The organism is Leptospira barantonii (genome assembly GCF_002811925.1).
Taxonomy (GTDB): Bacteria; Spirochaetota; Leptospiria; order Leptospirales; family Leptospiraceae; genus Leptospira; species Leptospira barantonii.
Genome location: NZ_NPDS01000002.1, coordinates 626,540 through 649,298, shown reverse-complemented (window position 1 = coordinate 649,298; position 22,759 = coordinate 626,540). Strand labels below are relative to the sequence as shown.

Here is a 22,759-nt window from a genome sequence, read left to right as displayed (position 1 = left end):
GAGAAGTCACAAGGATAATGCGACCAGATCTTTCAAGGCGTTCACGATGTCCTGATCGTCTGACAACGGTTGTACGATCGCAACTTCGCAGGATAAACGAGGTGGAAGTCCGCCCGCGATCATCTTGGCCGCGTCTACGAGCAAACGAGTCGAACAGGATTCGGTCAGTCCAAGTTCGGTAAGATTTCTTATCTTTTGTCCGAGTCGAACCAACTTTCCCGAGACTTCCGATGAGATTCCGGTTTCCCCCTTTAAGATAACTTCTTCCGCATCCGACTTCGGATAATCGAATTGTAAAGCGACAAACCTTTGTCTCGTCGAAGGCTTCAATTCTTTCCAACCTTTCTGATAACCCGGATTGTAAGAAGCTACGAGCATAAAAGAATCGGGAGCTTTTAGCGTTTCGTTTTTTCGATCCAGATAAATTTCCCTTCTGTAATCGGTAAGAGGATGAATGGCTACGATCGTATCGGGTCTTGCTTCCGCGATCTCGTCTATGTAAAGAATCGCACCCATTCTCACGCTTCGAGTCAAGGGTCCGTCTTGCCATACGGTTTCGGTTCCCTGAATGAGATAGCGACCCAACAGATCTACCGCGGAAGTTTCTTCATGACAAGAAACGATCAACAACGGCAAGTTTAGTTTAGCCGCCATGTATTCCACAAAACGCGACTTTCCCGAACCGGTGGGTCCTTTCAGTAAGAGCGGCAACTTATTTTTATGAGCGTGCTCAAACGTCGAGACCTCGTGCCCGGTCTCTTTGTAAAAAGGCAAATCGATCGGCGCAAAACTTTCGTTTCGTTCTTCTGTATGTGAGGAAGAATTCTTCATTTCAAATTCAATACGATATTACCCGTGACATCCTCCGCGTTCAACGCCTCGTCCGTAGGTCGACCGAAACGTATAAAGTTTATGATAAACGCGATGATCCCCGAAGTGAATACGATTGCGGCTAACGTAAGTCCGAGAAAGTGAACCTCGATTTCTTTTTGAACCATTAGAAAGTCCATTCCGAATTTACGTTCCAGATAAACCTGAGCGATTCCCGCAACCGCAAAGGCTCCGGTCATTCCCAACATACCGATGTTAGACGCCCAGAACGCATAAAGACCCATCGGATTGTTCCAGAGTTTTCTTCCAGTCATAAGCGGCATCGCATAGGTTATGATCGCAAGAACGATCATCGCATACGCTCCCCAGAACGCGAGATGTCCGTGCATCGCCGTGATCAAGGTTCCGTGTGTATAAAGATTCACTTGAGGCAGGGTATGTGCGAACCCGAGGAACCCCGCTCCTACGAAGGACATCACTGCGCTTCCGATCGTCCAAAAAAGCGAGATCGAGTTCGGATGATTTCTTCCGCTTTTTCGATACATGGAAATCGCGAACATCGCCATCGCAAGAAACGCAAGAGGTTCAAGCATGGAAAAAAATCCGCCCACCCATTTCCAATATTCCGGAACTCCGATGAAATAGTAGTGATGTCCCGTTCCTAAAATTCCGGACAAGAACGTAAGACCGACGATTACGTAGAGCCACTTCTCGATCACTTCCCGATCGACTCCCGTCAGTTTGATGAGAAGAAAGGAAAGAATACCGCCCATGATGAGTTCCCAAACTCCTTCCACCCAAAGATGAACGACCCACCAACGAAAGTAAGAATCTACGGTCTGACTGTTGAATTCAATCATACCGGGCAAATACAAAAGCGCGGCCGAGAATAAACCGAAATACAATACAAGTCCCGTCGTAGAACTTTTGGTTCCTTTCCAAACGGTCATTCCTATGTTAAAAAGAAAGGTAAGAACGTTCACGACAACGAGATAGTCCAGTGGCCTCGGTATCTCCAAAAACTTTCGTCCTTCCCAGATATTAAAATGGAATCCGACGATCGACACGACTCCGACCACGATGAGTGAAATCAACTGAGCATACGCCAGTTTTTCAGAATAGAGTTCCCTGCCGGATTCTTCCGGTATGATATAATGAGCCGCTCCCATAAAACCCGTGAGAAGCCAGACGACTAAAAGGTTCGTATGAGTTGCCCTCGCCGCGTTAAACGGAATCCAATCGTGCAATCCGTCGAACCCCATTCTCGCGAAAGACATTACAAATCCGTAAACTAATTGTAAGGACAACAGTAGCATACAAGTCGCAAAAAACCAGTAGGCTACTTTCTGAGATTTATATTTCATGATCGCTCCACTTATGAATCCTTTTTGATTCTATTTTAATTGGGATAAATACTTCGTTAGATCCTTGATTTCCGAGTCGCTCAAAGGCAGTTTCGGCATCGCGGTTCCCGGTTTGATCTTTTGCGGATCTTTGAGCCAATTCTCCAAATAGGTTGTGTCGTATTTATTCCCGACCGCATCCAAGGCCGGACCTACGTTTCCACCGGAACCACCCACTGCATGACACGCAGTACAGATTTGTTTGAATTTTTCGGGAGGCGCGACGTTAGCGGATTGTACGTTGACGGTTTTCGTTTCTTGTTTGAACTCGGGCTTCGGCGGAAATCCTTTCAGATCCAACTCGCCGTTCCATTTTAAGAATGCGATCACGTCTTCGATCTGCTTTTCCGTGAAATTGTATTTCACCATCTTTCTTTCACCGGGGTACATCGCTTCCGGATCTTTCAAAAAGACGCGGATCCACTCGGGTCCCCTTCTTTCATAAACCTTGGTAAGTTCAGGAGCGTAATAAGCACCTTCACCCAAGATCGTATGACAACCCATACAATTGTTCTTTTCCCAGATTTCTTTTCCCGAAAGGACGCTCGGCGTTAAGTTTCGATTCGATTCGTGCGAATACACGTATCTCATGGAATCGAACGTAAGAAATAAGAATACGACGGAAAACAAAAACGTTCCGAGTAGAAAGAACAACTTTGCCTGAAACTTACTGAGCATGTTTCATTCCTTTTTCCTAAGTATATTATGAAATCTGCAGGCGGAATGATACTTGAATTTATTCTTCTGTCATTGATCTATATCAACTTTTCGTGCTTTTTAAAAAGCGGAATAGGATTTAAAAGGAAATTGGTTACTTGAGTGATAAGAATCTGAATTGCGAAATCTATTCTATAAGAATTTAACCAGTTCATTCTCAATGTCCAACTGAGTAGAATCAAAAATCCGACCCGAACAATCGACCCGAACTTTCATTCCACAATCAGTAGCGTTCATTCCGTTTCCTGTTTCCGAATTCCTAAAAATCGCCTTTCTTGCGGAATTATCATTTTCGAGTTTGTTTTGATAAATGAGAGTGAAATAAAATGATACAGAAAGAATCGATTCGAATTTCCGTAAGCATTTCCGCATTCCTATTGTTGACGTTTTCGTGTAACGAAGCGGAGCGAGTTTCGATCGACGCGCTTAAAAATCCTCTGATCGCCATAATCGAACCTTCGCGTTTTACAAATTCCTCCTCGTCTCAATCCGGAACCGCTCCGAACTGTAGCACCACAAAAGGCCCCTGTTATATATTCGAACTGTATAATATAGGCGGCGTTCTTACGAACGGAAACATGGGAGGAATTGCCGGAGCCGACACACTTTGTCAAAACGCGGCGGCGGCCCTACCTTCTTCTTTCGGTGCACCGAGCGAATATAAAGCATTGCTTATGGACGAATCGGGGGTTCGCGACTTATCTCACAATTGGGTTCTATATCCGAACACAAGATATCTCAATATCAAAAAAAGCACATTGAACCCCAACGACAGCGCGATCGTATTCACGACGGATTCTCAGGCGATGTATAACGGTTCCGCGACCAATTCGATCATCGTGGACGGAACAAGACCGGCAGGAACGTATACGTTTACGGGAATCCGAAATGATACTCCGGGTTCCGTAGGCGTATGGTTGCCGGGAGAACTTAGAACTTGTTTCAATTGGACGAGCACGGCCTTAGGGACCACTTACGGTTCCATCGGAGAACCGAATCAACTTTCCTCTTTCTTCATCGATCGCGGTTATAATTCCGCGACCTCTTGCAATACGACACATGGACTTTATTGTGTTCGACAGTAGACGTTAGAACTGAAATAACTTTTAAACAAAGGGTAAAACGGTATGCTCTTTCGAAGAATCAAACAGATCAGTTTCGGAATTCTGATTTCCTTGTTATCCGTATTCTTCCTTTTCATCGTTCTCACTTGGGAATCGGATCGATCCGTCGATGATTTGAAAGAACGATGGGCGTCCCCTCCTTCCACTTTCATCACATTCAAGGAACTGAATGTTCATCTCAGAGACGAAGGTCCTAAATCCGATCCAACACCGATCGTTTTGATTCACGGAGGCGGTTCATCGCTTCACACATGGGACGCCTGGACGACCGAACTCAAATCCTCTCGGAGAGTGATCCGTTTTGATTTACCGGGCTTCGGCTTAACGGGCCCTGCTCCCGATCAAGATTATTCCATGAAACGTTATACGGAATTTCTAATCGCATTGCTCGATCAACTTCAAATCAAACGTGCGATTCTCGTTGGGAATTCTTTCGGAGGTAACGTGGCTTGGCGTACGGTTCTCGAACAACCGGAACGTTTTCAAAAATTGATTCTTTTGGATTCGGGCGGATATAAAACGGAATCGGTTTCCGTTCCGATCGCGTTTCGAATCGCAAGAATCCCAATCCTGAGCAACCTTCTCCAGAACATTCTTCCGAGAAAATTGGTGGAATCGAGCGTGAAGAATACATACGGAGATCCTTCGAAAGTCACAGAGGAAAAAGTGGATCGTTTCTTTTCCCTTGCTCTGAGATCGGGCAATCGAAAAGCTTTGGCTCAGTTTCAGCAAAAATTAGTTTCAGAATCCGGAATATTCGAAAATCGTATTGGCGAATTACGCCTTCCTACGCTGATTCTCTGGGGAAAAAAAGACAAACTACAACCTCCGATCAACGCAGAAAAATTCCACAAAGACATTCAAGGAAGCAAGCTCATCGTCTTTGAAAATCTAGGCCATATTCCCCAAGAAGAAGATCCGAAAGAAACGTTAAACGCGGTTCTGGATTTTATCCGTTGATCGATCTTAACTCTATCCGAACTTAGAAACTAATTTTTTATCATTCTCAATCGTAGTTTTCGCGCCTTTTCCTAACGAATTCCCCAAAACTTTATCGTACTATAAATCAATAGCGCATAACGTTCGCTTTATTTTTATTTTCTTCTTAGATAGCGGCGATTGAGCTATTTCACACCGTAAAACTTTTCACAATATAGACTGACCAGTCTATATTCTATATTTCACTTGTTCTTTCATAAACCTTTTCATTCGTTGGACATCAAAATATGGAGACTACGTTCAACTTTATTCTTTTATGAAAAAGACATTCAATTTCAATTATATCAATCGAAGAATTCTTCTCGCAAACGCGATCTTTTTTTGTATTCCCAATGTCCTGATTTATGCTCAAACGAAATCCGATTCAGCGAACGACGAACTGAACAAACGAAAATCCTCTTCGGAAATACAAGTGATCGGAGAAAGGGACGATATCAACGGGATTCGATTGAAACCCGAAGAAATCAAACGTATGCCCGGAACGTTTGGAGATTCTTTAAAAGCCGTTTTAAACGTACCAGGCGTGTCCCCTATATTCCAAAATTTTAATAATTCAAGCGCTCAAGCGGCTATGGCGACCCATTTGAATCTGACCAATCAATCGCTTCCCACCGGAGCAAAAAGCCCGGACATTTCAAACAGTCAAAGGGGATTTTTAGTCATGAGAGGCGCGGGCACAAGAGCCAATCAATTCTATTATGACGGTCTGCCTCTTACCTATCCGTTTCACGCGGACGGACTTTCGTCGGTCATCAACAACGACGCCATCCGATCTTTGGAAGTTTATTCGGGCGCGTATTCCGCCCGCTACGGTTTCGGAACCGGAGGAGTCATCGCGATCGAAGCTTTTAAAAAAAGGGAAGATACGATGATCACGAACGTGAATACGTTTTTAGTTGATTCTTATCTATATAAGAATATAACAAAAAACTTAAGCGTAAACGTTTCGGGAAGAAAATACTATCCGAACCTCGTTCTCGGACAGATCCACGATCTGGTTCCGAATCAAACCTTTATTTCCGATTACAGCGACTACCAAGGCCGGATCAACTGGGACATAGACGAAAAAAATTCGATCACGATCTCTTCTTTCGGAACAAAAGACTTTAGATATCCGTATGCAAGCAATGCGAAGCGGGACGCGAATCGAAGCGACATCGAAAGTATGACCGACGGCCTTATCGTGGACCGCAACTTTAGAACGGACGGTCTCAAATACACTTGGAAACCTTTTGAAAACGTAAAGAATACGATTCATCTCGCCAGAAACTATTTTCATGAAAGGGTTCAAAACAGCACTTTCAGTTTGAACGTATCCGATTTCGGCGCCGTTCTTTCCGGAGGCGGTGGTTTTGTAAAAGTAAATACATTAGGAAATGATTATACTTCCGATCTGCGTTATTTCGAAGATTCTCTGGAACTTTATCTTTTTAAAAAGATCCTAAAGGTCAATGCGGGCGGTCAATACAGGGAAACCGTTGCCGATTTAAAAGGTAGAATCACGTATCTCAATCCCAAACCTGACCTTCTAAGACTTACCGAGTTCATACTTTCGGATCCGAATACGTCCGCAATTCTCGACGGGGATAGAATGGTGAAACGGGAACTCGGTTACTTTTCCGAGCTGAAGTTCGATCATCTCGGATACTCCGTGACGCTCGGAGTTAGAAGGGATTACTACGATTTATCCAAAGAATGGAAAACGAACCCCAGACTAAACTTGGCAAAAGAATTCGAATCCACAAAAACGGTTTTCTTCGGAGGAACGGGAGAATATTCACAGGCTCCATCCGATATCAGTCAGTATTCTAAAAAAATCGGGAACCCGAATCTAAAAGTGGAAACATCAGTACATTCTAATATAGGAATAGAGCAGAAATTTCTGGGAGATTTTACGTTCAAACTGGAAGGATATAAGAATACCTTCGACAACATGATCATCCAGGACAATTTTTTATACAATTCTTCCACGGCAAACCTCAATAACGTCGTCTCCGCCATCGAAAACGGAAATACACAACTCGTTCCGCAAAACGCCAAGTATTCGAACTCCATGTCCGGTTGGTCCAAAGGTTACGAAGTCTTATTAAAAAAAGAAATTCCGGAGGATACGGGTTTTTACGGTTGGATTGCTTATACAAACTCGGTGACCAAAAGAAACAGAAACCAGCCGGTTCTAAACGATACGGAAGCAAGAATCCATCAGGAACTAAGCGCAAACAATCGTTTGGTGTATCAAGACGATTCGAAAGGATATTATACGAACTTATATTCGAACGGAAGTCTGGAAATTTTACGGAAAAATTCCAAGGAAGAATTGTATGATTTGGATAGAACTCATATTCTCAGCATCGTAGGAGGCTGGAAATACAAAAATTCTTTTCAGATCGGCGCCAGATTTACATACTTAACGAATTATGCATATACTCCGATCATCGGGTCGGAACAAAAAAGGGTTCCACTCGGGTCGGGTTCGATTTCGTTTAACGATCCTATCTATTCCGATCAACTTCGATCCGCGAGGCTTCCTTCTTACAATCAACTCGATCTTCGATTTGATAAATTCATTTCCACCAGTTGGGGGAAAATGGATTTATACCTCGAAGTCATCAACGTCACTTCAAATAGAATCGCGGTTTCAAACAATCTGTTCTCGCCGGGACTACCCTACATTCCCAACTTCAATCCGACGACGACGTATATTAATCAAAACGGACTCGACGTATACAAACATAGAATTCCCTTTTTTAATTTCGGGATTCAAATTCAGTTCTGAACTTCTTTGTCAAAGGGCCGCCGATTCTTCGATCCGTGTTTCCGATTTTCTTTTTTCAAAATCGGCTCCGGTTTGTCGCGGATCGGCAGATTTTCGATAGAATATGAAAAACCAAACGAAAGAAATAAGATGAAAACCGAGCAGAACAAAACTCGGATTGCTCACGCCGAACCACTGAAAAAAGGTTAAACACAGATACAACAAACGAATGGGTTCCAAGAACAAAACCCATTTTTTACGATCGCAAATTCCCCCAACACAAACAAAGGTAAGAACGCTCGCAAAAAACACGTTGTGGAGAATCGTTTCGGGGATACGCCCGACATTCCAAAGAGCTAAAAAGGAAATCAAAATCGCCGCAAAAGACCAAAACAAAACGTAGAACAAAATCCCACGGGACAAAGAAATATCAAATTTTTCGAATATTCCTAATTTATCTTTCTCATGGTAAACATCCTTCTCCCTTCGAAACGTATCTCCGTCATCCGCCTTCGTTTCGTTTGTCGATCCCGGAGACGCAAAAAATACGTTCACCCTCTCCTTCCAATTCGAAAATTTTTTCGCGGATTGAATCATCTCCCACCAATAATGAAAATTCGCCCATAGAGGATTAAAACTTTTGAGCGGTGTCGGAATTCCATAAACCGGAGTTTCCGTTTCGGGCTCGAAAGTACCGAACCATTTGTCGAAGAAGATAAACATTCCTCCGTAGTTTTTATCGATATAACGGGGATTTCTTCCGTGATGCACCCTATGATGAGAAGGTGTATTGAAGATCGATTCGAACCAATGAGGCATCTTTGAAACGAATTTTGTATGAATCAAAAATTGATAGATCAGACTGAACTGCGCGTTGAAGATCATCACCACGGGAGGAAATCCGATCCAAGCAAGCGGAAGATAAAATACCCAAGTGAACAAACCTCGGAAACTCGCCTGACGAAAAGCGACTCCGAGATTGTATTCCTCGCTTTGATGATGAACGATATGCCCGGCCCAAAGAAAGTTGATCTCGTGACTGAATCGATGATTCCAGTAATACGCGAACTCGTAGACAAAAAGACAAACGATCCACGTCAATGCGACGATGATAAACGACATGTACTTCGAAGAAATCCCGAAGAGATCGCGAGTCGGCATCCACCACAAAGGTTCGCCGGGCCAAGCGGGAAGATCGAAGATTCTCCAGTGATGATAAATCCAAAGATAACCCGCGATGGTGATCGTATGAAAGAGCACGATAAAGATCTGATTGGAAATTCCAGTCGCTAAATTGTTCAGAGAATCGTTCCATCGATACGCCGGAATCCCCCGATACAAGGAATACAAAACTTCCACGACGATCAAAACGAACAAACAAGGAATAAAAAGAACGACTAAGTTCAAATCCATCTTAACAAACCATCTAACCGATGTTACTCATAGATTGTTCCTAACTCTAAAAAAAGAACAATCCAAATTCTTTTTAGTAAATAAGGGTTCATCGAATCTACTCTCTCGGACTTCTTTTGAAAAAACTCTGCAAAGACGGTCCATTCCCTTCTATGTATCATTCATTCCTTAAATTTGGAATTCTATGGACGCAAACTCGCTTCATTCTAAATCGAAATCTATGATCCAGACTTTCAAAATTGATCGCAGATATGTCCTGTTTTTTTTATTCCTTCCGCTCTTCCTTGTCTCATGTACGATCTGGCCCGCTCTTACCTACCTTGCTTCGGATTCGAAATCGGGGAATGAAAATTCTTCCATTCCTCTTGCGTTGGGTCTATTGACGCAGAGTGCGATTCAGAACGGATCTTCAACGCCGACGCCGAATCTTTTGTATATAGCCAACTACAACTCGAATAGTATCACGATCTACAACGCAAAAACCGGCGCTTATCTCAACGGAACCCTCGCCAATTCCACGTTTGCGACGCAGACAGGTCCGGATTTTATCGCGGTCAATCCGAAAGCGAACATCATCTATGTTACTGCACAAACGGGAAACTCGATCACTTATTTTAATGCGAAAACGGGTGCGTATATCAACGGAACTCTCGCGAACTCGAGCTTTTCCACGGGAAACGGTCCGTTATTTATCGGAGTCAATCCGGATGCGAACCTGATCTATGTTTCGAACGCGAACTCGGGAACGGTCACGTATTACAACGCGACAACCGGAGCGTATATGAACGGAACTCTTGCAAACTCAAGCTTTCCGACCGCGGGAATCACTCCGCAAGGTTTGACGGTCGATCCCGTCGCAAATAAGATGTATATATCCAATTTCGATTTGGACAACGTGACGTATTACAATGCGACCACGGCTTCCGTAACTTCCAGCTTTCCGACTCAATCGGGACCAACTTCTATGGCGTTGAATACTACCGCCAATCTTTTGTATGTGGGCAACAACGCGTCCGATTCGGTTACGATCTACAACGCGACCACGGGAGCGTTTCTCAACGGAACCCTTGCCAATTCGAGTTTACCCGTGGGAACCGGACCGGTTTCGCTCGCGGTCAATCCCACATCAAATATTTTGTATTCGGCGAACCAGACCTCGGAGACTTTAACCCTTCACAACGCGACAACCGGCGTTTATCTCAACGGAACTCTTGCCAACTCGAGCTTTCCGACCGGCACAAGACCTTACGCGGTTGCGGTTAACGCTATCGCAAACTTAGCGTATGTAGCCAACTCTTCCTCGCAGACGGTCACGTATTACAACGCGACGACCGGCGCGTATCTCAATGGAACTCTTGCAAACTCAAGTTTTGCGACCCAGGCAGGTCCTTCTCACGTAGCGGTCAATCCCTGAGAATTCTAAAATAGAAACCGAACTCAAAACCGATATGCCTGCCAATGGATTGCGTTATTCTGAACATAAAATAGAATAGAATAATATGCTAAAATATGTAAGAAGATTATATATAAAAGAAAACCGTAACAAAGAATATTGAACAAGTTAAAATTTATTTTCATAAAATCTCATAGCTCCCGGCTCAAGCCTTTCTTCCCGAGATGATCCAAGCGCTCGATTCGATTTCGATCCGATCGGGAACGTATCGTTCGTGAAGCGTTTCAAAAACTTCCGCTTTTATCTTTTCCCTTAAATTCTGATCCGCGTTGTTCAGCGCGGAAACGATGGGAGCCGCGACTTCGGTCATCACGTTCCAATATGTTTCCGCGTTTTTACATTTCAACTTTCCAGACGTTTCTTTGACTAAGATATATTCCAGACCCGCGTCTTTGAAAAGATCCGAGATCACGTTCGCATTGGAACAACGAAACATTCCCGGAGAGCCGGGTATAGGAACAGGCAGGGAAATATTTTTTTGAATCGCGCCTAAAATCGCTGTAATCCAAAAATTCTTTTCGGCTACATTCCAAACGGATGCGGCGATTCTTCCTCCCGGTTTCAAAACTCGGACCATTTCACTCGCGGCCAATTTCATATCCGGAAAAAACATAAAACCGAAGCGGCAACTGACCGCATCGAACGTCGCGTCTTCGAAAGGAAGTTCGCAAACGTCGCATACATGGGTTTCGATATTCGAGATTCCACGTTTGATCGCACTTTCCCGAGCGATCTCCAACATATCTTCCGCAAGATCGGTGATGACCACCTTGCCCGCATTCAAACGAGTGGCGATCGTCAAACCCGGTTCTCCCGTCCCGGCGGCCACATCCAAGACTGTATCCGTATCCTCTAAATCCAGCGCATGAATGATCCCATCCCCCATCGGCTGGAGAAAATCCATAAACAAATCATCCCATTTCTTCCAACCCTGAGAAAACCGATTCCAGGATTCCTTTTGTTGTTCCCGTATTTCTAAAAGATTCTGTTCCATGGGAAACTTCTAACCTCTAATTCTTTGGCAAAATTGCCCGTTCTCACTGACTTTGGTTCGATTCAACATGATTACTGATCGATCAGTAAGTAAAAACAAACCAAATTCCGAAAATTCTCATCGGGAACCCGGTTTTTTGGACCGGACCGGTGCAAATCCAATCCCTAAGTACCAGAAGGCTTACTTACTAATCAGTAAGTCAATAATAAATTTCTTCACTCAAAACAAAAACCAAAAGAACCTAAACTTGGTTGGAAGAGTTCGGAATTAGGAATCGATGAAAGAGGAAAGAATGGCGCCTATTTTTTCGGAGAATTCTTGCGTGGGAAGATCGGCAACCTTTTTGACCTGAAGACTTCCGAAGAGTTGACCGTATCCGAAACTGGCGCTCATAAAGATCCAGGAAAGCGTCTTCGAGGTTTCCCGATCGGTTACGAATCGACTCACTTCTTTTTCAAGGGAGGTATGAATCGCTCTCATCTTCTCGTGAATGACCTGCCGATCCGATTCGGTGAAGTTCGGAAATTCCGCCAAAAGCCAACGTTCTTTTTTGACGATATCGGAATCGTGACCGCATACTTTTAAGGCCACTCCGGTAAATAATTCTTTGAGAGAATTTGCGGAAAGTCCCACGAGGAGAATTTGTTCCGGGTCCGGTAAATGAGAACGGAGAACGTCCTTGAGAATCGATTCTTTTCCGTCCGGAAAATAATAGTAAAGCGCCGCAGTCGTACAACGGGAAGCCTCGGCAATTTGTTTTATAGAAACGCCGTTGTAGCCGCGTTGGATGAATAGTTCTCCGGATTCGCTTACGATCGTATCCCGTAAACCTGTTTCTTGCATATTTCTCTGACTTGCCTCAACGTAAGAATCGATGTAAAAAGTCGACTACCACAAAGACCAAGGTCGAATTTTTGTGCCGTGTCAACCCTATTTTGGACGAACTACTTTGCTTCTGCACGTTTTTCCAAGACGCAAAAAATCATCCGTGTTATTCTTTTTTGGAAATGAAACGCACAAAGAGGAACGTACATGAACGTAGCCGAATTATTATATCATAATGTCCCGGTGGATATTTTTACTCTGAAGGAAAACTGCACGCTCCTAGAACAGGCGCAGAACTTGATCGATCAGTGTTTTCCGGGCGCCACCAATATGAAAGTGCAGAACGTTTCCGCCGAACTTTCCGAAGCGGATATTCCGTATGCGCAAAGCAATCGCGCTCTTCACGGATTTATGCACGGCGGATGTTTTTTCAGCGTGGGAGATACTCTCACTTCCATCATGGCTTTCTTTCACGTGGAGAATGAAAAAGAAAGAACGTTTACGATGGACGCGTCGATCCGTTATCTCCGACCGATCCGTATGGAAACGGTCCGCGCCAAAGCGAGACTCGTTCAGAAGAACGGAAAAATTTTAGAATACGTCTGCGACTTCTTCAACGAAGAAAACAAAAGAACCGCGCAGGCAAAATACAAATACGCGATCGCAGAACCCCGTTGATTCGTCGATTCGAATTCGCCGAGACGATACGGATTTCTATTGCTTCGATTGTGTCGTAGACTACGATAAGCGAATGCGGAACGTAATCTGCGTACTTCGAGGAGCCGTTTTATTCGTAGGTAAGTTACCCGACCTCGCGTTTCATTCTACCGTAACCTCGGCGGCGGTAGTCGGGTTGGATTCCGACATTCAGAAAAGAATCAAGGGAGATGCGCAGTGGAAGAGCGCGCGTTCCTTTGTATTCGACGGAATCTTAAATCATGAAACGATTCTTTCCGGAAACGTGGGCATCTTATTCGCCGATCCGGGAAGCGAAATCGGAATCATTCTTTCCGAGGAAGCGGGTCCCGAACGTCTTTCCGAAAATCCGTCTTGGGCTCCCGAATTGATTTCCACCTGTGTCGAAATTCTAAACTCAAGACCGGAACAATATTCGGAAATTCTAAACCGTTCTTTTCCATTCCATCGTTCTACTTCGGATCGAAATTTTTTCGAGGACGATCGACTCGTTCTGATCTTACGAAGACTGATCGAATATCCGGAAGAAACGGTGAACGTGGAAGAACTCGCCGATGAAATCGGAATGTCCTCTTCTTGGCTCCAACACGAATTTAAGAATGCGGTCGGACTTCCGTTGCGCGCGTTTCGAAAATGGTATCGAGTCAAATCGGCGGTGATCGCACACAAACAAGGCGCTTCTCTCGCAGACGCGGCTTTGAGCGCGGGTTTTTACGATCAATCTCACTTTACGAATGCGTTTCGGGAAATTTTTGGAATCTCACCCTCTTCCGTTTTCGGAAAAGGAGATTCGATCGATTGGTATTTCGAAAACGAACAGCTTGAAAAAATTCTCGCCAAACTCTGAAAAGGTGATCTGAACATTTGTAAATACGAACTTTTCCTTATGGTTCATTGCTTTATCTTTGATTTTCCTTGCAAAATTTCGGGTGTTTGTACCGGTTTTTATGCGACTTCTGACAAAAACTTGACCGATTCGATTTTATCGGTTTCCATATTCTGCGATGAACCAAGAGATCGATTTTAAAATTAAACACAGCATTTTTCTTCCGTTTCCAAAAAGGCTTCGAATCGATTCAAGAGCGATTTCTTACGGAGGAGTTGAACTTCGTTGCCACGACGTAAAGGAAATCCGTTACGGGATCGTTCAGCTTTATATCAACGGGATCAAAGCCAATCGAACGTATTCCATTTTTTTAAAGGATAAAAACGAGGGACTGATTAAAATCGAATTCGTTTCGGTCCGCCCTTTCGTAATCAACAAAAAGGTGGAGGATCTCTACTTTTCGATCATCGATTCCCTTTGGGAAAACGTCACCAAAAGACTGACCGAGGAAGCTTTGGGCAATTTGGAAAACGGCAGATCCTATAAAATTCCGAACGTGGAAGTCACTCCGAAAGGGGTTCGGTTCATCATGGTTCGATGGTTTAAGAAGAACGAAGAATATTTCGTGGATTGGAAGGATTTACGGAAATATTCCGAGGATGGGAATCTACATTTGTATTCGGAGGTTAATCCGAAAATTAAAATCAAAATCAATCTCCAAACCGTTTGGAATTCGCCGGTTTTAGCTTCCGTTTTGGAATTTCTCTGGCAGGATGGAAGGGCTTACGCGTTGGCAGAAGCACACGATCGTTTTTAAAAAGTTAAAACGATTCCTTCCATGAAAAAGACATTATGGAAATTGAATTCGTTTGTATACGTTCGGCGACAAGCAGAGACTCGAAAAAATAAATCAGAAAGCCCCACGTTGAAAACGACGAGGCTTCCGATTTCCATTCTAACTTAGAAAATACAAAATCACGGCGATCAAAGGAGGTAATCCTTGGATGAAAGCCGCACGCGCCATTGCCGGTTTGGAAACGAACAAAACAGTTCCCGCGCCAAAAACGGAAAGACAAGCGAATACTAAAACCGCAGGAGCATATCCGGGATGAAGATCGAAGAAGATGGCTCCGTAGATCGCTCCGATCGCAAGAAATAAATTATAGAATCCTTGATTGAGAAACACCGTTTTCATTTGTTCCGCAGTTTTGGAATCGGGAACTCCGAACCGCTTATAAATTCTCGGGCGCATCCAAAGCACGCTTTCCATCAAAAAGATCCAAACGTGAAGAAGGCCGACGATACCAGCGATAATCCTGGCTGTTAAAATCATGAGTTATTTCTCCTAAACAAATTGTCCCGGAATCATACAAGGTTCCGCTCATTTTGTAAAGAACGAAGTACGCCATTTTCCGATGTGATTCAGCCATCCAAAATTTGGCTCAATCGCATTTTTTATTGCGAAACAGTCATCCGTTGCGAATCTTGTGCCATGGAAGTCGTAATTCTTTTGCTCCCCGGCGCGCCCGCCTCGGTCATTACGGGTTTATGCGAATTCTTTGAAGTTGCGGGCTTGGATTTGAACACTCGTCGTCGATCCGGTCTTTGCAGGGTGAGAACCTTGGCCTTACAATCCGAGCCGGTTGCCTTACACGGAAAGGTTCAGATCGTTCCCGACTTGGTCGGAAGATGTTCCGAAGCCGATGTGGTCATCGTTCCCGCAATCGGGCCTAACGTGAAAAACGTTAAGAGAAGATTCTCCTTAGAAATAGAATGGTTGAAGGAAGTCGCTTCTCAAGGAACGAGAATCGCGAGCGTTTGTTCGGGCGCTTTCGTTTTAGCGGCCACGGGTTTGCTTCATAAAAAATCGGCGACCACACATTGGATGTTCGCTCCCCTATTCCGCCGTATGTTTCCGTCGATCAGCTTGGACATCGATAAGCTCGTAATCGACAACGGACAATTTCTTACTTCGGGTGGAAGCAACGCGTTTTACGATTTGGGTCTTCATATTCTCGAACAATTTTTAGGAAGAGAAATCGCGTTACAATGTGCGAAACATTTTCTTTTGGATACGGATCGGATTTCTCAAACACCTTTTATGATGTTCTCCGTTCAGAAACATCACGGAGACGAATCCGTGGCCGCGGCACAATCGATTTTGGAAAAGGATTTTTCATCCTCTCTTTCTATGGACGATGTCGCTCAACGTGTGGGACTCAGTTCCAGAAGTTTTAAAAGAAGATTCAAAAACGCCACGGGGGATCCTCCGTCCACGTATTTACAAAGACTCCGTGTGGAATATGCCAAAAGAAGACTGGAAGAAGGCGACGATTCTGTGGAAGAAATCAGCTACGCGGTCGGTTACGAAAACGTGGGGTTCTTTCGACTTCTTTTCAAAAGATACGCCGGGAGCACACCGCTCGAACACAGAAAGAAATTTTCGGTTCATTCGAAGTTGGGCGAAAAAAGATCGTAACGATACGAAGAATCTAAAACAAAAAAGCGGAACTTTCGTACCGCTTTCTTTGTTTATGTTTTTTGAATGTAAAAATTACTTACCGACACACCACTCCCCGTGGCCCATGTGAGTTTTGTCCAAAAGACAAGCCGCCTTCGGACGACAGTACATCAGAATGGTCAATGTTTGGTTCGACGTGAATTCTTGAACATTGGCTCCGCAAGGAGTTGCGGAAATGGACTTCACACAAAAATCGATATCCCTCTGCGTATAATACGAACTCGGTTCTAAAAACGAAAGCGGTCCTTTCGGATTCGTAGAATCCTTCCAAAAAAGAATAACCGCGTTGCTCGCGACCGGATCCAAGATATTGCAGGAAAGAAGTTTTCCTCTGAGCGCGGTTTCAAATCTATCCTTAAAGTCATCGTCTCCGGCTACTTGGTCCCCGCCGATCCCGGCACAAAAAGAAACCATAGCGGTAAGCACAAAAGCGCATACTAAGAGTAACAGCGTTTTTAAAATATTCTTTGTTTTCATTGAATTTAAACCTTGGATGGATTTAGTTTTTTCCTTGATAAATCATCCAAGATTCAATCATAAAAATTCGTCGAAATCCATCAAAGAAAATCTTTTGGAATTTTTTTTCGATCTAATTCTTTTCAAAAAAAGAATACCCGAACTTACGGATTTCTTCGTTGCAACGAAATTGATTTTTGGAATACATAGAATTCAATTTCTCGACAAAGGAAAAATAAACCGAGGTTTTGTTCTCGTTTAAAAAATTCTTAAAACTTTTTCGAGCCTCGTTGGAAAGAACGCAGGTTTCTTCCCTACATTCGCAAACGGGAGTATTGTCGAGACCGTTCACGTAAAAGCCGAAATATTCTTTCAAAAGACCTTCGATCATCGGTTTTTCAGGAACGGTTTTAAATTCCTTTAAAAACGTTTCGATCTTTGCGATGCGCTTTCTCATTTCTTCCCAAGAAATTCCGATCCCTGCGTCGCAAGTATACGGATAACCGACCTTGCTCAACAAGCGGATCGTTTCCTTCAAAGGAAACGTATGATTTTTTAATACGACCAGAGAATGATCGTAGTATTCGATCAACGCCGAATCCCCTTCGCAGTATTCCACGGTCAACCCGTGAGAATTGAGTTCTTGTACGAGCGCGGAATCGGTCCACTTTCCGTAATCGTTTTGAAGTTTTTCCTGAAGTTTGGAATGGATCTCCGAACTTTGTATTACAACGAATTCGTTATAAACCCGAAACGCGTTTTCCGCATCCGGAGAATTCGGCGGAAACTTAGAAATAAATTGATTCTCCGCTTTTTGTAAGGAAGAAAGTTCTCCTCCCTTTAAGGAATCCAGATATTTTTGATAAACGACCAGAGAATCGGTGTTGGAAACGTTTTCGAGATACGCGTCAAACACCCATCCCTTTTTATAAAGTCCTTCCACTTCGACCCAGTTTCCCTTTTTGCCGTTTAAGGTTTCGGCCTTTTCGGATCTACGGATGATCTTGACTCGAATCCCGTCGGGAAGCAATCGAACCGAAGAATTCTTTTGACCTGCCCCGTCCCTGAGATACAAACCGCCGTTTGCATTCACTTTCGCATAACGTTCTTGGGATTCCGCGTTGAATGAATTCGAGAAGATAAAAAGAAAAAGGAAGAGATAAAAAAGTCGTTTCATGAGAATTCTTACGGCCTTGGAATTTTTGAAACGAGATTCGTATAAACTCGGATCCGCTTCAAGCAATTATCAAAGACGATTTTTCGTTCTCAAAAATAAAAAAACCGGCAACCCATCGAAACGACGAGTCACCGGAAAATCAGTTGCAAAATGCTGAATATTAATTCGGACCCGATGGCCACAAGAAACGATCGAAGGAATAAAATCTCACTCTTTGACGATTGTTCTTATCCGTGCAGGCGCAATTGTTTCCTCCCACTAAGGAACAACCCTGACAGTATCTTCGATTCGTTTCCGGAGGAGGACTGGTTACGATCCACTTCTTCCCATTCGGGTCCGTATAAAAGGAAAGTCCTCCCGAATGTCCGGGTTGATACGTCATCGTATATGTGGTCAACGCGTTATCTGGTCCGAGTTTTGTTTGATTTCCTTTCCAGACCCGGATCACGTTCGGATTTGCGGAGAATAAAATACAAGCCTTATACCATCCTCCATTTTTGTAATATACGTCGCAGTCCTGAACCCCGTCCTTTCCCGCGCTGTTGATATTGTTTCCGGTGGTCACGTCGAGAAAACTCGAACAGGTTCCGTCCGTATAATTACACTGTCTTTCGTAGTATTGATCGTAAGAATAAAAACGAGTTTTCGCGGAAAAACTTTGGTTGTTCGGATACGGAATCGACTGCCCCACAAAACCTACGGAATGATCGAAAAATCCTAGATTCTGAACCGTTCCCGCTCCGTTGAATCGATACAACTGCGATTTCATATCGATTCCGTTGCTCGTAAATCCAACGTAAGCCCATCCGTTGTAATAGAAAATTCCACTCGGATGATCGTAAGACGAACCCGCATTGAACTTACGGATCAATCTTCCGTATTTGTCGTGAACAAAAAGATACGCGGTATTGTTTCCGTTCGTATCCATACAAGAAGAATAGAAATAATTTCCGTCGAATTTGATACCCTGAGAATGACATCCGTTTTGGCTACTGCCGATCGTCGCGGTACCTACGTCTTCCAAAAAATAATCCGCGTTTTCAACCGGATAATCCGCACCGCCGACCAGGCTTTGAACGTTTAAACCTTGCGCGTTCAGACAAGGAACCGCGCCTAAAAGAAAAAAGAACACGGCGATCCGCATCTTCGTTTTTAAATATTTCATTTTTATAATATTCTCCCCACTCTTTTTGAATCTGAAACGGTCGGCGCAGAATGTTTCAAAAACGAGGAAGGTTCAATCAATTTTTTATTTCTTTCTCGAATCGCTAAAACTACCTTATAAGTTAGATATTTTAAAAGAAAATCCGCTTCGAAACGGCGATTCCTTAGATTCTTATTTTTAAACTTTCGTTATTAAAAATAGAAATCGGTCTTGATTCGACGCGTTTTCCGTTCGTCCTCGACGGCGACAAAAGATCCAACTTTCAAGCCGCCCGATCTTTTATATTATAGATCCGTAAAGAATGGAGAAATTCGGATCCGTTTTTCGCTTGTCCAAGACTCAAAACCATGAAGGATTTTTTGTTTAAAACGAAGGGGATTTACACCGCGACGGATGCGGAAACTTTCGAAACTTCTTTGTATCGGTTCCAGCCACCGATAAGGACAATTCCATGAAAAGAATGCAGAATCTCAAAACCCGAAAGGAATTCCTTAAGGCATTGACCCTTTTAGGCGCGAGCGCCGCGCTCGGTTCCGCGTATGATTGTTCCGGTCTCGATTACGGGGAAGAATCTTCTCGCATCCGGAGACCTCAGGCTTCGAACGTTTGGACGGACCCGAAATTGGAACTCATACGTTATGCCATCCTTGCTCCTTCGAGTCATAATTCTCAGCCGTGGAAATTCTCCATGGAGGAAAACACGATTCGTATTTATCCGGATCTTTCCAGAAGACTTCCGTTCGTAGATCCGGAAGATCGGGAACTGTACATAAGCGTCGGATGCGCTCTCGAAAATTTGGTCGTTGCGACAAAGGCTTTGGGATTCGAATCCCAAATCGAATCCTTTCCCAAAGACGAACCCAAGGAATGTATTCGAATTAAACTTTCAAAATCGAAGCCGATCTCAAACGATCCTTTGTTTCTTGCGATTCCCAAAAGACAATCCACCCGAAACGAATACGACGGCAAAGCGGTTCCGTCCGAAGATTGGAAACGATTGGAGTCGGATTCGAAACATGCAAAAGTGAAAACCGTTCTTTTTACGGATCAAAATCGTATGAAACCTTTGGTGGAATGGATTCGCGAAGGAGATCAACTTCAAATCGCGGAGGAAGGTTATGTGGTCGAGCTCAAACAGTGGATGCGTTTTAACGAAAACGAGGCACTTCGAAAAGGAGACGGGCTTTTGACTTTGTGCAACGGCGGACCTTCGATTCCAACTTGGGTGGGAAACATTCTATTCTCCCTTGTGCTTTCCGGACCTACACAAGCGGAAGCCGACGCGAAACTCGCACGCAGTTCTTCCGGATTTGTCGTCTTCGTTTCGGAGAAAGACGATCGAAACGATTGGATCGAAACGGGAAGATCCTTTGAACGATGGGCCTTAGCCGCCACTTCTAAAAATATCAAGTGCGCCTTTTTCAATCAACCGATCGAAGTGCCTTCGATTCGCACACAACTGCAGACCCATCTGAACGTTGGAAAGAATGTTCCGCAACTCGTGGCGCGTTTTGGTTATTCGAATTCTATGCCATATTCTCCTCGAAGAAGTCTGCAAGATATTCTTCTTTAATACGAAGAGAATTCTACATAACGGATTCCACAGCTTAAGTTTAGAGTTAACAATTTAACGTTAGCGGTTATCGAGCAAGCATCGAACCGAATGCGGCGTTCCCGGAAGAAGTGATGATGAAGTTGCCCGCAGTCGGTGTGGAAGCCGTGATCCCGGTTCCACCGGGACTCAAATGAATATAACCTTTTCCCGCACCCGCGGTATTGGATTGAGCGGCGGAGATCAAATCGGCAAAACCGTCTCCGTTCAGATCGGAAAAACCCGCGATTCCATACACGTCTCCCGCGACCTCTCCTAAAATCACCGTACTCGGCGTTCCGGAAATTACGGCTCCCGAAAAATGATAGACGGATGCTTTTCCCATACTCCCGGCAAACGACAAGGAACTCGAAAGAAAATCCAGATAACCGTCTCCGTTGACGTCGCCTAACGCTAAAAAGCCGCCGAAGTTTTCCGTGGTACTCCCGGTCAGTTTCGGAGTCGCGCTCGTAGGAGTTGCGGCGGTGATTCCGGTCGGCGATCCGTAAAAAACATAGGCCGCGCCCTGATTCCCCAAATATCCCGGAGCGCCCACGGCAAGATCTTCGAAACCGTCGCGATTGATGTCGTTCGATTGCAGACTCATTCCGAAGTTATTGCTCGCGGCTTCTCCCGTAAGTGTTAATGCGACACCGGACGCGGTGTTCGTCGTGGTGATTCCCGCGGGACCGGTGCTGTGAAAGATATAAATTCTTCCCGCGCCTCCGCTGTATGTGTTCGCGTCCACGATCAGATCGCAGAAACCGTCTCCGTTCAAATCTCCCAATTCAAGAGCGGACCCGAAGTTACTTCCGGGACCGGTGATGGAAGTGATCGGAGTTGTGTTTACGCCGGAAGCGCTTCCCGCATAAATTCGTACGGTTCCCGATCCGATATAACCGCTTGCGGCGATATCCGTAATTCCGTCTCCGTTCACGTCCCCCAAAGATAACGCGTATCCGAGCTGATCCGCCGCGGCGTTGGTAAGAATCACATCCGCGCTCGTATCCGTCGCGGCGACGATTCCATTTTGTCCCTTACTGTAAAACACATGGACCTTTCCTACGTTTCCTCCGTACTCGTACGAAGCTCCCGCGACCAAGTCGGAATAACCGTCCGCATTCACATCTCCCAAAGAAAGAACGTAACCGAACGAACTGGAAGCGCTTCCCGTAATCGTCGTCTGCGCCATGGTTCGATTGGTAGGATTGTAACCTCCACGTCCGATTCCGTAGAAGACCGAAATTTCGCCGTTCTTAGTCGTGCTGAAAAAAGAAGAAGTGATCGCAACGTCTGCAATTCCGTCCCCGTTGATATCCTTATTCTTCCCTTTGCGAATCGAGAAGTTGAGAATCGAGGAAGAATTTCCCGAAAAGTCCACGCTCTTTACGCTGACCGTATGCAGACTTCCCGACTTCCAAGAAGAAGGAACGAGAAAACGCCAAGCCTGCGCTCCTTGTGCGGGTTGATAAACACCTCCGTCCAAACTCACGAGCACCTGTGCTAATAAGAAATCGTCGCTCGCGGTTCCAACGATAAAACCGGATTCTAAAATTCCTACGTGAGCGGACGGGAGATTGGTGACCGTAAGTAAGGGTGGCGTGCTGTCCAAACATCTTCCGGATATGATACACTCGAGAATTTCAGTTTCCCACCAAGCCTTGGAAAAAGCGATCTCGGGGTTGTAGACTGGTTTTACACACCGAGTGAAAAGAAAACAAACAAAACAAACGGTAAGAATGCGGTTTAAAGCCCGCACGAAACGACGACGTAAATTAATGCGAAATCCAACGAGGCCGTGAATCTTTGTAAA

The 22,759-nt window shown here is 44.5% G+C and carries 20 protein-coding genes; 9 read left to right on the top strand and 11 right to left on the bottom strand.

Features of this window, described 5'->3' with window-relative positions; all coding sequences use genetic code 11:
* Nucleotides 1–6: 6 nt before the first annotated feature.
* From CH367_RS07765 to CH367_RS07755, 3 genes are read right to left on the bottom strand one after another with little or no spacing between them, the layout of a single operon-like run.
* Nucleotides 7–831 carry a CbbQ/NirQ/NorQ/GpvN family protein gene (locus CH367_RS07765; RefSeq protein WP_100761901.1) on the bottom strand — a complete coding sequence of 275 codons (825 nt, stop codon included), beginning with the start codon at nt 829–831 and terminating at the stop codon, nt 7–9.
* Nucleotides 828–2,195 (bottom strand): cbb3-type cytochrome c oxidase subunit I, encoded by a 1,368-nt coding sequence (locus tag CH367_RS07760; protein WP_100761900.1) that lies wholly within the window; start codon nt 2,193–2,195, stop codon nt 828–830. Before CH367_RS07760 ends, CH367_RS07765 begins: the two co-directional genes overlap by 4 nt.
* A gap of 30 nt (nt 2,196–2,225) precedes the next feature.
* Nucleotides 2,226–2,912 carry a c-type cytochrome gene (locus tag CH367_RS07755; protein WP_100761899.1) on the bottom strand — a complete coding sequence of 229 codons (687 nt, stop codon included), beginning with the start codon at nt 2,910–2,912 and terminating at the stop codon, nt 2,226–2,228.
* A 365-nt stretch (nt 2,913–3,277) separates the two neighbouring features.
* On the opposite strand from CH367_RS07755, the gene CH367_RS07750 reads away from it, so the two are divergent.
* The 3 genes from CH367_RS07750 (at nt 3,278) to CH367_RS07740 (ending at nt 7,850) form a co-directional block, all read left to right on the top strand.
* Complete coding sequence (locus CH367_RS07750; RefSeq protein WP_100761898.1) at nt 3,278–4,036, top strand: DUF1554 domain-containing protein; 759 nt, start codon at nt 3,278–3,280, stop codon at nt 4,034–4,036.
* Nucleotides 4,037–4,078: 42 nt separating this feature from the next.
* A complete protein-coding gene (locus CH367_RS07745) occupies nt 4,079–5,035 on the top strand; it encodes an alpha/beta fold hydrolase (RefSeq protein WP_100761897.1) in 957 nt (318 codons plus the stop codon).
* Between the two features lie 379 nt (nt 5,036–5,414).
* The gene (locus CH367_RS07740; RefSeq protein WP_425268815.1) at nt 5,415–7,850 is read left to right on the top strand and encodes a TonB-dependent receptor plug domain-containing protein; all 2,436 of its coding nucleotides are present in this window, start codon (nt 5,415–5,417) and stop codon (nt 7,848–7,850) included.
* 9 nt (nt 7,851–7,859) lie between these two features.
* Here CH367_RS07740 and CH367_RS07735 read toward each other — a convergent pair whose 3' ends face one another.
* Complete coding sequence (locus tag CH367_RS07735; protein ID WP_100761895.1) at nt 7,860–9,242, bottom strand: sterol desaturase family protein; 1,383 nt, start codon at nt 9,240–9,242, stop codon at nt 7,860–7,862.
* Nucleotides 9,243–9,462: 220 nt separating this feature from the next.
* Here CH367_RS07735 and CH367_RS07730 point away from each other — a divergent pair, with 220 nt between their 5' ends.
* A complete protein-coding gene (locus tag CH367_RS07730; RefSeq protein ID WP_244284499.1) occupies nt 9,463–10,656 on the top strand; it encodes a YncE family protein in 1,194 nt (397 codons plus the stop codon).
* A 184-nt stretch (nt 10,657–10,840) separates the two neighbouring features.
* On the opposite strand, the gene CH367_RS07725 is transcribed toward CH367_RS07730, so the two are convergent.
* Both CH367_RS07725 and CH367_RS07715 read right to left on the bottom strand, forming a co-directional pair.
* Nucleotides 10,841–11,689 carry a class I SAM-dependent methyltransferase gene (locus CH367_RS07725; protein WP_100761894.1) on the bottom strand — a complete coding sequence of 283 codons (849 nt, stop codon included), beginning with the start codon at nt 11,687–11,689 and terminating at the stop codon, nt 10,841–10,843.
* A 267-nt stretch (nt 11,690–11,956) separates the two neighbouring features.
* Nucleotides 11,957–12,532: a TetR/AcrR family transcriptional regulator gene (locus CH367_RS07715; RefSeq protein WP_100761892.1), complete on the bottom strand. Its 576-nt coding sequence runs from the start codon at nt 12,530–12,532 to the stop codon at nt 11,957–11,959.
* A gap of 189 nt (nt 12,533–12,721) precedes the next feature.
* Between CH367_RS07715 and CH367_RS07710 the strand changes: the two genes are divergently transcribed.
* From CH367_RS07710 to CH367_RS07700, 3 genes are all read left to right on the top strand, one after another.
* The gene (locus CH367_RS07710; protein ID WP_100761891.1) at nt 12,722–13,192 is read left to right on the top strand and encodes a PaaI family thioesterase; all 471 of its coding nucleotides are present in this window, start codon (nt 12,722–12,724) and stop codon (nt 13,190–13,192) included.
* A 73-nt stretch (nt 13,193–13,265) separates the two neighbouring features.
* Nucleotides 13,266–14,057 (top strand): helix-turn-helix domain-containing protein, encoded by a 792-nt coding sequence (locus CH367_RS07705; protein ID WP_100761890.1) that lies wholly within the window; start codon nt 13,266–13,268, stop codon nt 14,055–14,057.
* A gap of 157 nt (nt 14,058–14,214) precedes the next feature.
* On the top strand, nt 14,215–14,853 hold the full coding sequence (locus CH367_RS07700; RefSeq protein ID WP_100761889.1) for a hypothetical protein: 639 nt from the start codon (nt 14,215–14,217) through the stop codon (nt 14,851–14,853).
* 138 nt (nt 14,854–14,991) lie between these two features.
* On the opposite strand, the gene CH367_RS07695 is transcribed toward CH367_RS07700, so the two are convergent.
* Nucleotides 14,992–15,369, bottom strand: coding sequence for a DUF1304 domain-containing protein (locus tag CH367_RS07695; RefSeq protein ID WP_100761888.1), 378 nt, complete (start codon nt 15,367–15,369; stop codon nt 14,992–14,994).
* 159 nt (nt 15,370–15,528) lie between these two features.
* Between CH367_RS07695 and CH367_RS07690 the strand changes: the two genes are divergently transcribed.
* Complete coding sequence (locus CH367_RS07690) at nt 15,529–16,515, top strand: GlxA family transcriptional regulator (RefSeq protein WP_165783241.1); 987 nt, start codon at nt 15,529–15,531, stop codon at nt 16,513–16,515.
* Between the two features lie 75 nt (nt 16,516–16,590).
* Here CH367_RS07690 and CH367_RS07685 read toward each other — a convergent pair whose 3' ends face one another.
* The 3 genes from CH367_RS07685 to CH367_RS07675 all read right to left on the bottom strand — a co-directional run bounded on the left by CH367_RS07685 (nt 16,591) and on the right by CH367_RS07675 (nt 19,355).
* Entirely contained in the window at nt 16,591–17,034 is a 444-nt protein-coding gene (locus CH367_RS07685; RefSeq protein WP_100761886.1) for a hypothetical protein, read from the bottom strand.
* A 112-nt stretch (nt 17,035–17,146) separates the two neighbouring features.
* On the bottom strand, nt 17,147–18,256 hold the full coding sequence (locus CH367_RS07680) for an SH3 domain-containing protein (RefSeq protein WP_244284498.1): 1,110 nt from the start codon (nt 18,254–18,256) through the stop codon (nt 17,147–17,149).
* A gap of 94 nt (nt 18,257–18,350) precedes the next feature.
* Entirely contained in the window at nt 18,351–19,355 is a 1,005-nt protein-coding gene (locus CH367_RS07675; protein WP_100761885.1) for a hypothetical protein, read from the bottom strand.
* 451 nt (nt 19,356–19,806) lie between these two features.
* Between CH367_RS07675 and CH367_RS07670 the strand changes: the two genes are divergently transcribed.
* Complete coding sequence (locus CH367_RS07670; RefSeq protein ID WP_100761884.1) at nt 19,807–20,928, top strand: Acg family FMN-binding oxidoreductase; 1,122 nt, start codon at nt 19,807–19,809, stop codon at nt 20,926–20,928.
* A 67-nt stretch (nt 20,929–20,995) separates the two neighbouring features.
* On the opposite strand, the gene CH367_RS07665 is transcribed toward CH367_RS07670, so the two are convergent.
* Nucleotides 20,996–22,705, bottom strand: a complete 1,710-nt coding sequence (locus CH367_RS07665; protein ID WP_125226101.1) for an FG-GAP-like repeat-containing protein — start codon at nt 22,703–22,705, stop codon at nt 20,996–20,998.
* Nucleotides 22,706–22,759 lie beyond the last annotated feature (54 nt).

Bases quoted from the DNA above. Each gene is read 5' to 3' on its own strand.
- CH367_RS07765 (WP_100761901.1), bottom strand. From the start codon at position 831: ATGAAGAATTCTTCCTCACATACAGAAGAACGAAACGAAAGTTTTGCG.
- CH367_RS07760 (WP_100761900.1), bottom strand. From the start codon at position 2,195: ATGAAATATAAATCTCAGAAAGTAGCCTACTGGTTTTTTGCGACTTGT.
- CH367_RS07755 (WP_100761899.1), bottom strand. From the start codon at position 2,912: ATGCTCAGTAAGTTTCAGGCAAAGTTGTTCTTTCTACTCGGAACGTTT.
- CH367_RS07750 (WP_100761898.1), top strand. From the start codon at position 3,278: ATGATACAGAAAGAATCGATTCGAATTTCCGTAAGCATTTCCGCATTC.
- CH367_RS07745 (WP_100761897.1), top strand. From the start codon at position 4,079: ATGCTCTTTCGAAGAATCAAACAGATCAGTTTCGGAATTCTGATTTCC.
- CH367_RS07735 (WP_100761895.1), bottom strand. From the start codon at position 9,242: ATGGATTTGAACTTAGTCGTTCTTTTTATTCCTTGTTTGTTCGTTTTG.
- CH367_RS07730 (WP_244284499.1), top strand. From the start codon at position 9,463: ATGATCCAGACTTTCAAAATTGATCGCAGATATGTCCTGTTTTTTTTA.
- CH367_RS07725 (WP_100761894.1), bottom strand. From the start codon at position 11,689: ATGGAACAGAATCTTTTAGAAATACGGGAACAACAAAAGGAATCCTGG.
- CH367_RS07715 (WP_100761892.1), bottom strand. From the start codon at position 12,532: ATGCAAGAAACAGGTTTACGGGATACGATCGTAAGCGAATCCGGAGAA.
- CH367_RS07710 (WP_100761891.1), top strand. From the start codon at position 12,722: ATGAACGTAGCCGAATTATTATATCATAATGTCCCGGTGGATATTTTT.
- CH367_RS07705 (WP_100761890.1), top strand. From the start codon at position 13,266: ATGCGGAACGTAATCTGCGTACTTCGAGGAGCCGTTTTATTCGTAGGT.
- CH367_RS07700 (WP_100761889.1), top strand. From the start codon at position 14,215: ATGAACCAAGAGATCGATTTTAAAATTAAACACAGCATTTTTCTTCCG.
- CH367_RS07695 (WP_100761888.1), bottom strand. From the start codon at position 15,369: ATGATTTTAACAGCCAGGATTATCGCTGGTATCGTCGGCCTTCTTCAC.
- CH367_RS07690 (WP_165783241.1), top strand. From the start codon at position 15,529: ATGGAAGTCGTAATTCTTTTGCTCCCCGGCGCGCCCGCCTCGGTCATT.
- CH367_RS07685 (WP_100761886.1), bottom strand. From the start codon at position 17,034: ATGAAAACAAAGAATATTTTAAAAACGCTGTTACTCTTAGTATGCGCT.
- CH367_RS07675 (WP_100761885.1), bottom strand. From the start codon at position 19,355: ATGAAATATTTAAAAACGAAGATGCGGATCGCCGTGTTCTTTTTTCTT.
- CH367_RS07670 (WP_100761884.1), top strand. From the start codon at position 19,807: ATGAAAAGAATGCAGAATCTCAAAACCCGAAAGGAATTCCTTAAGGCA.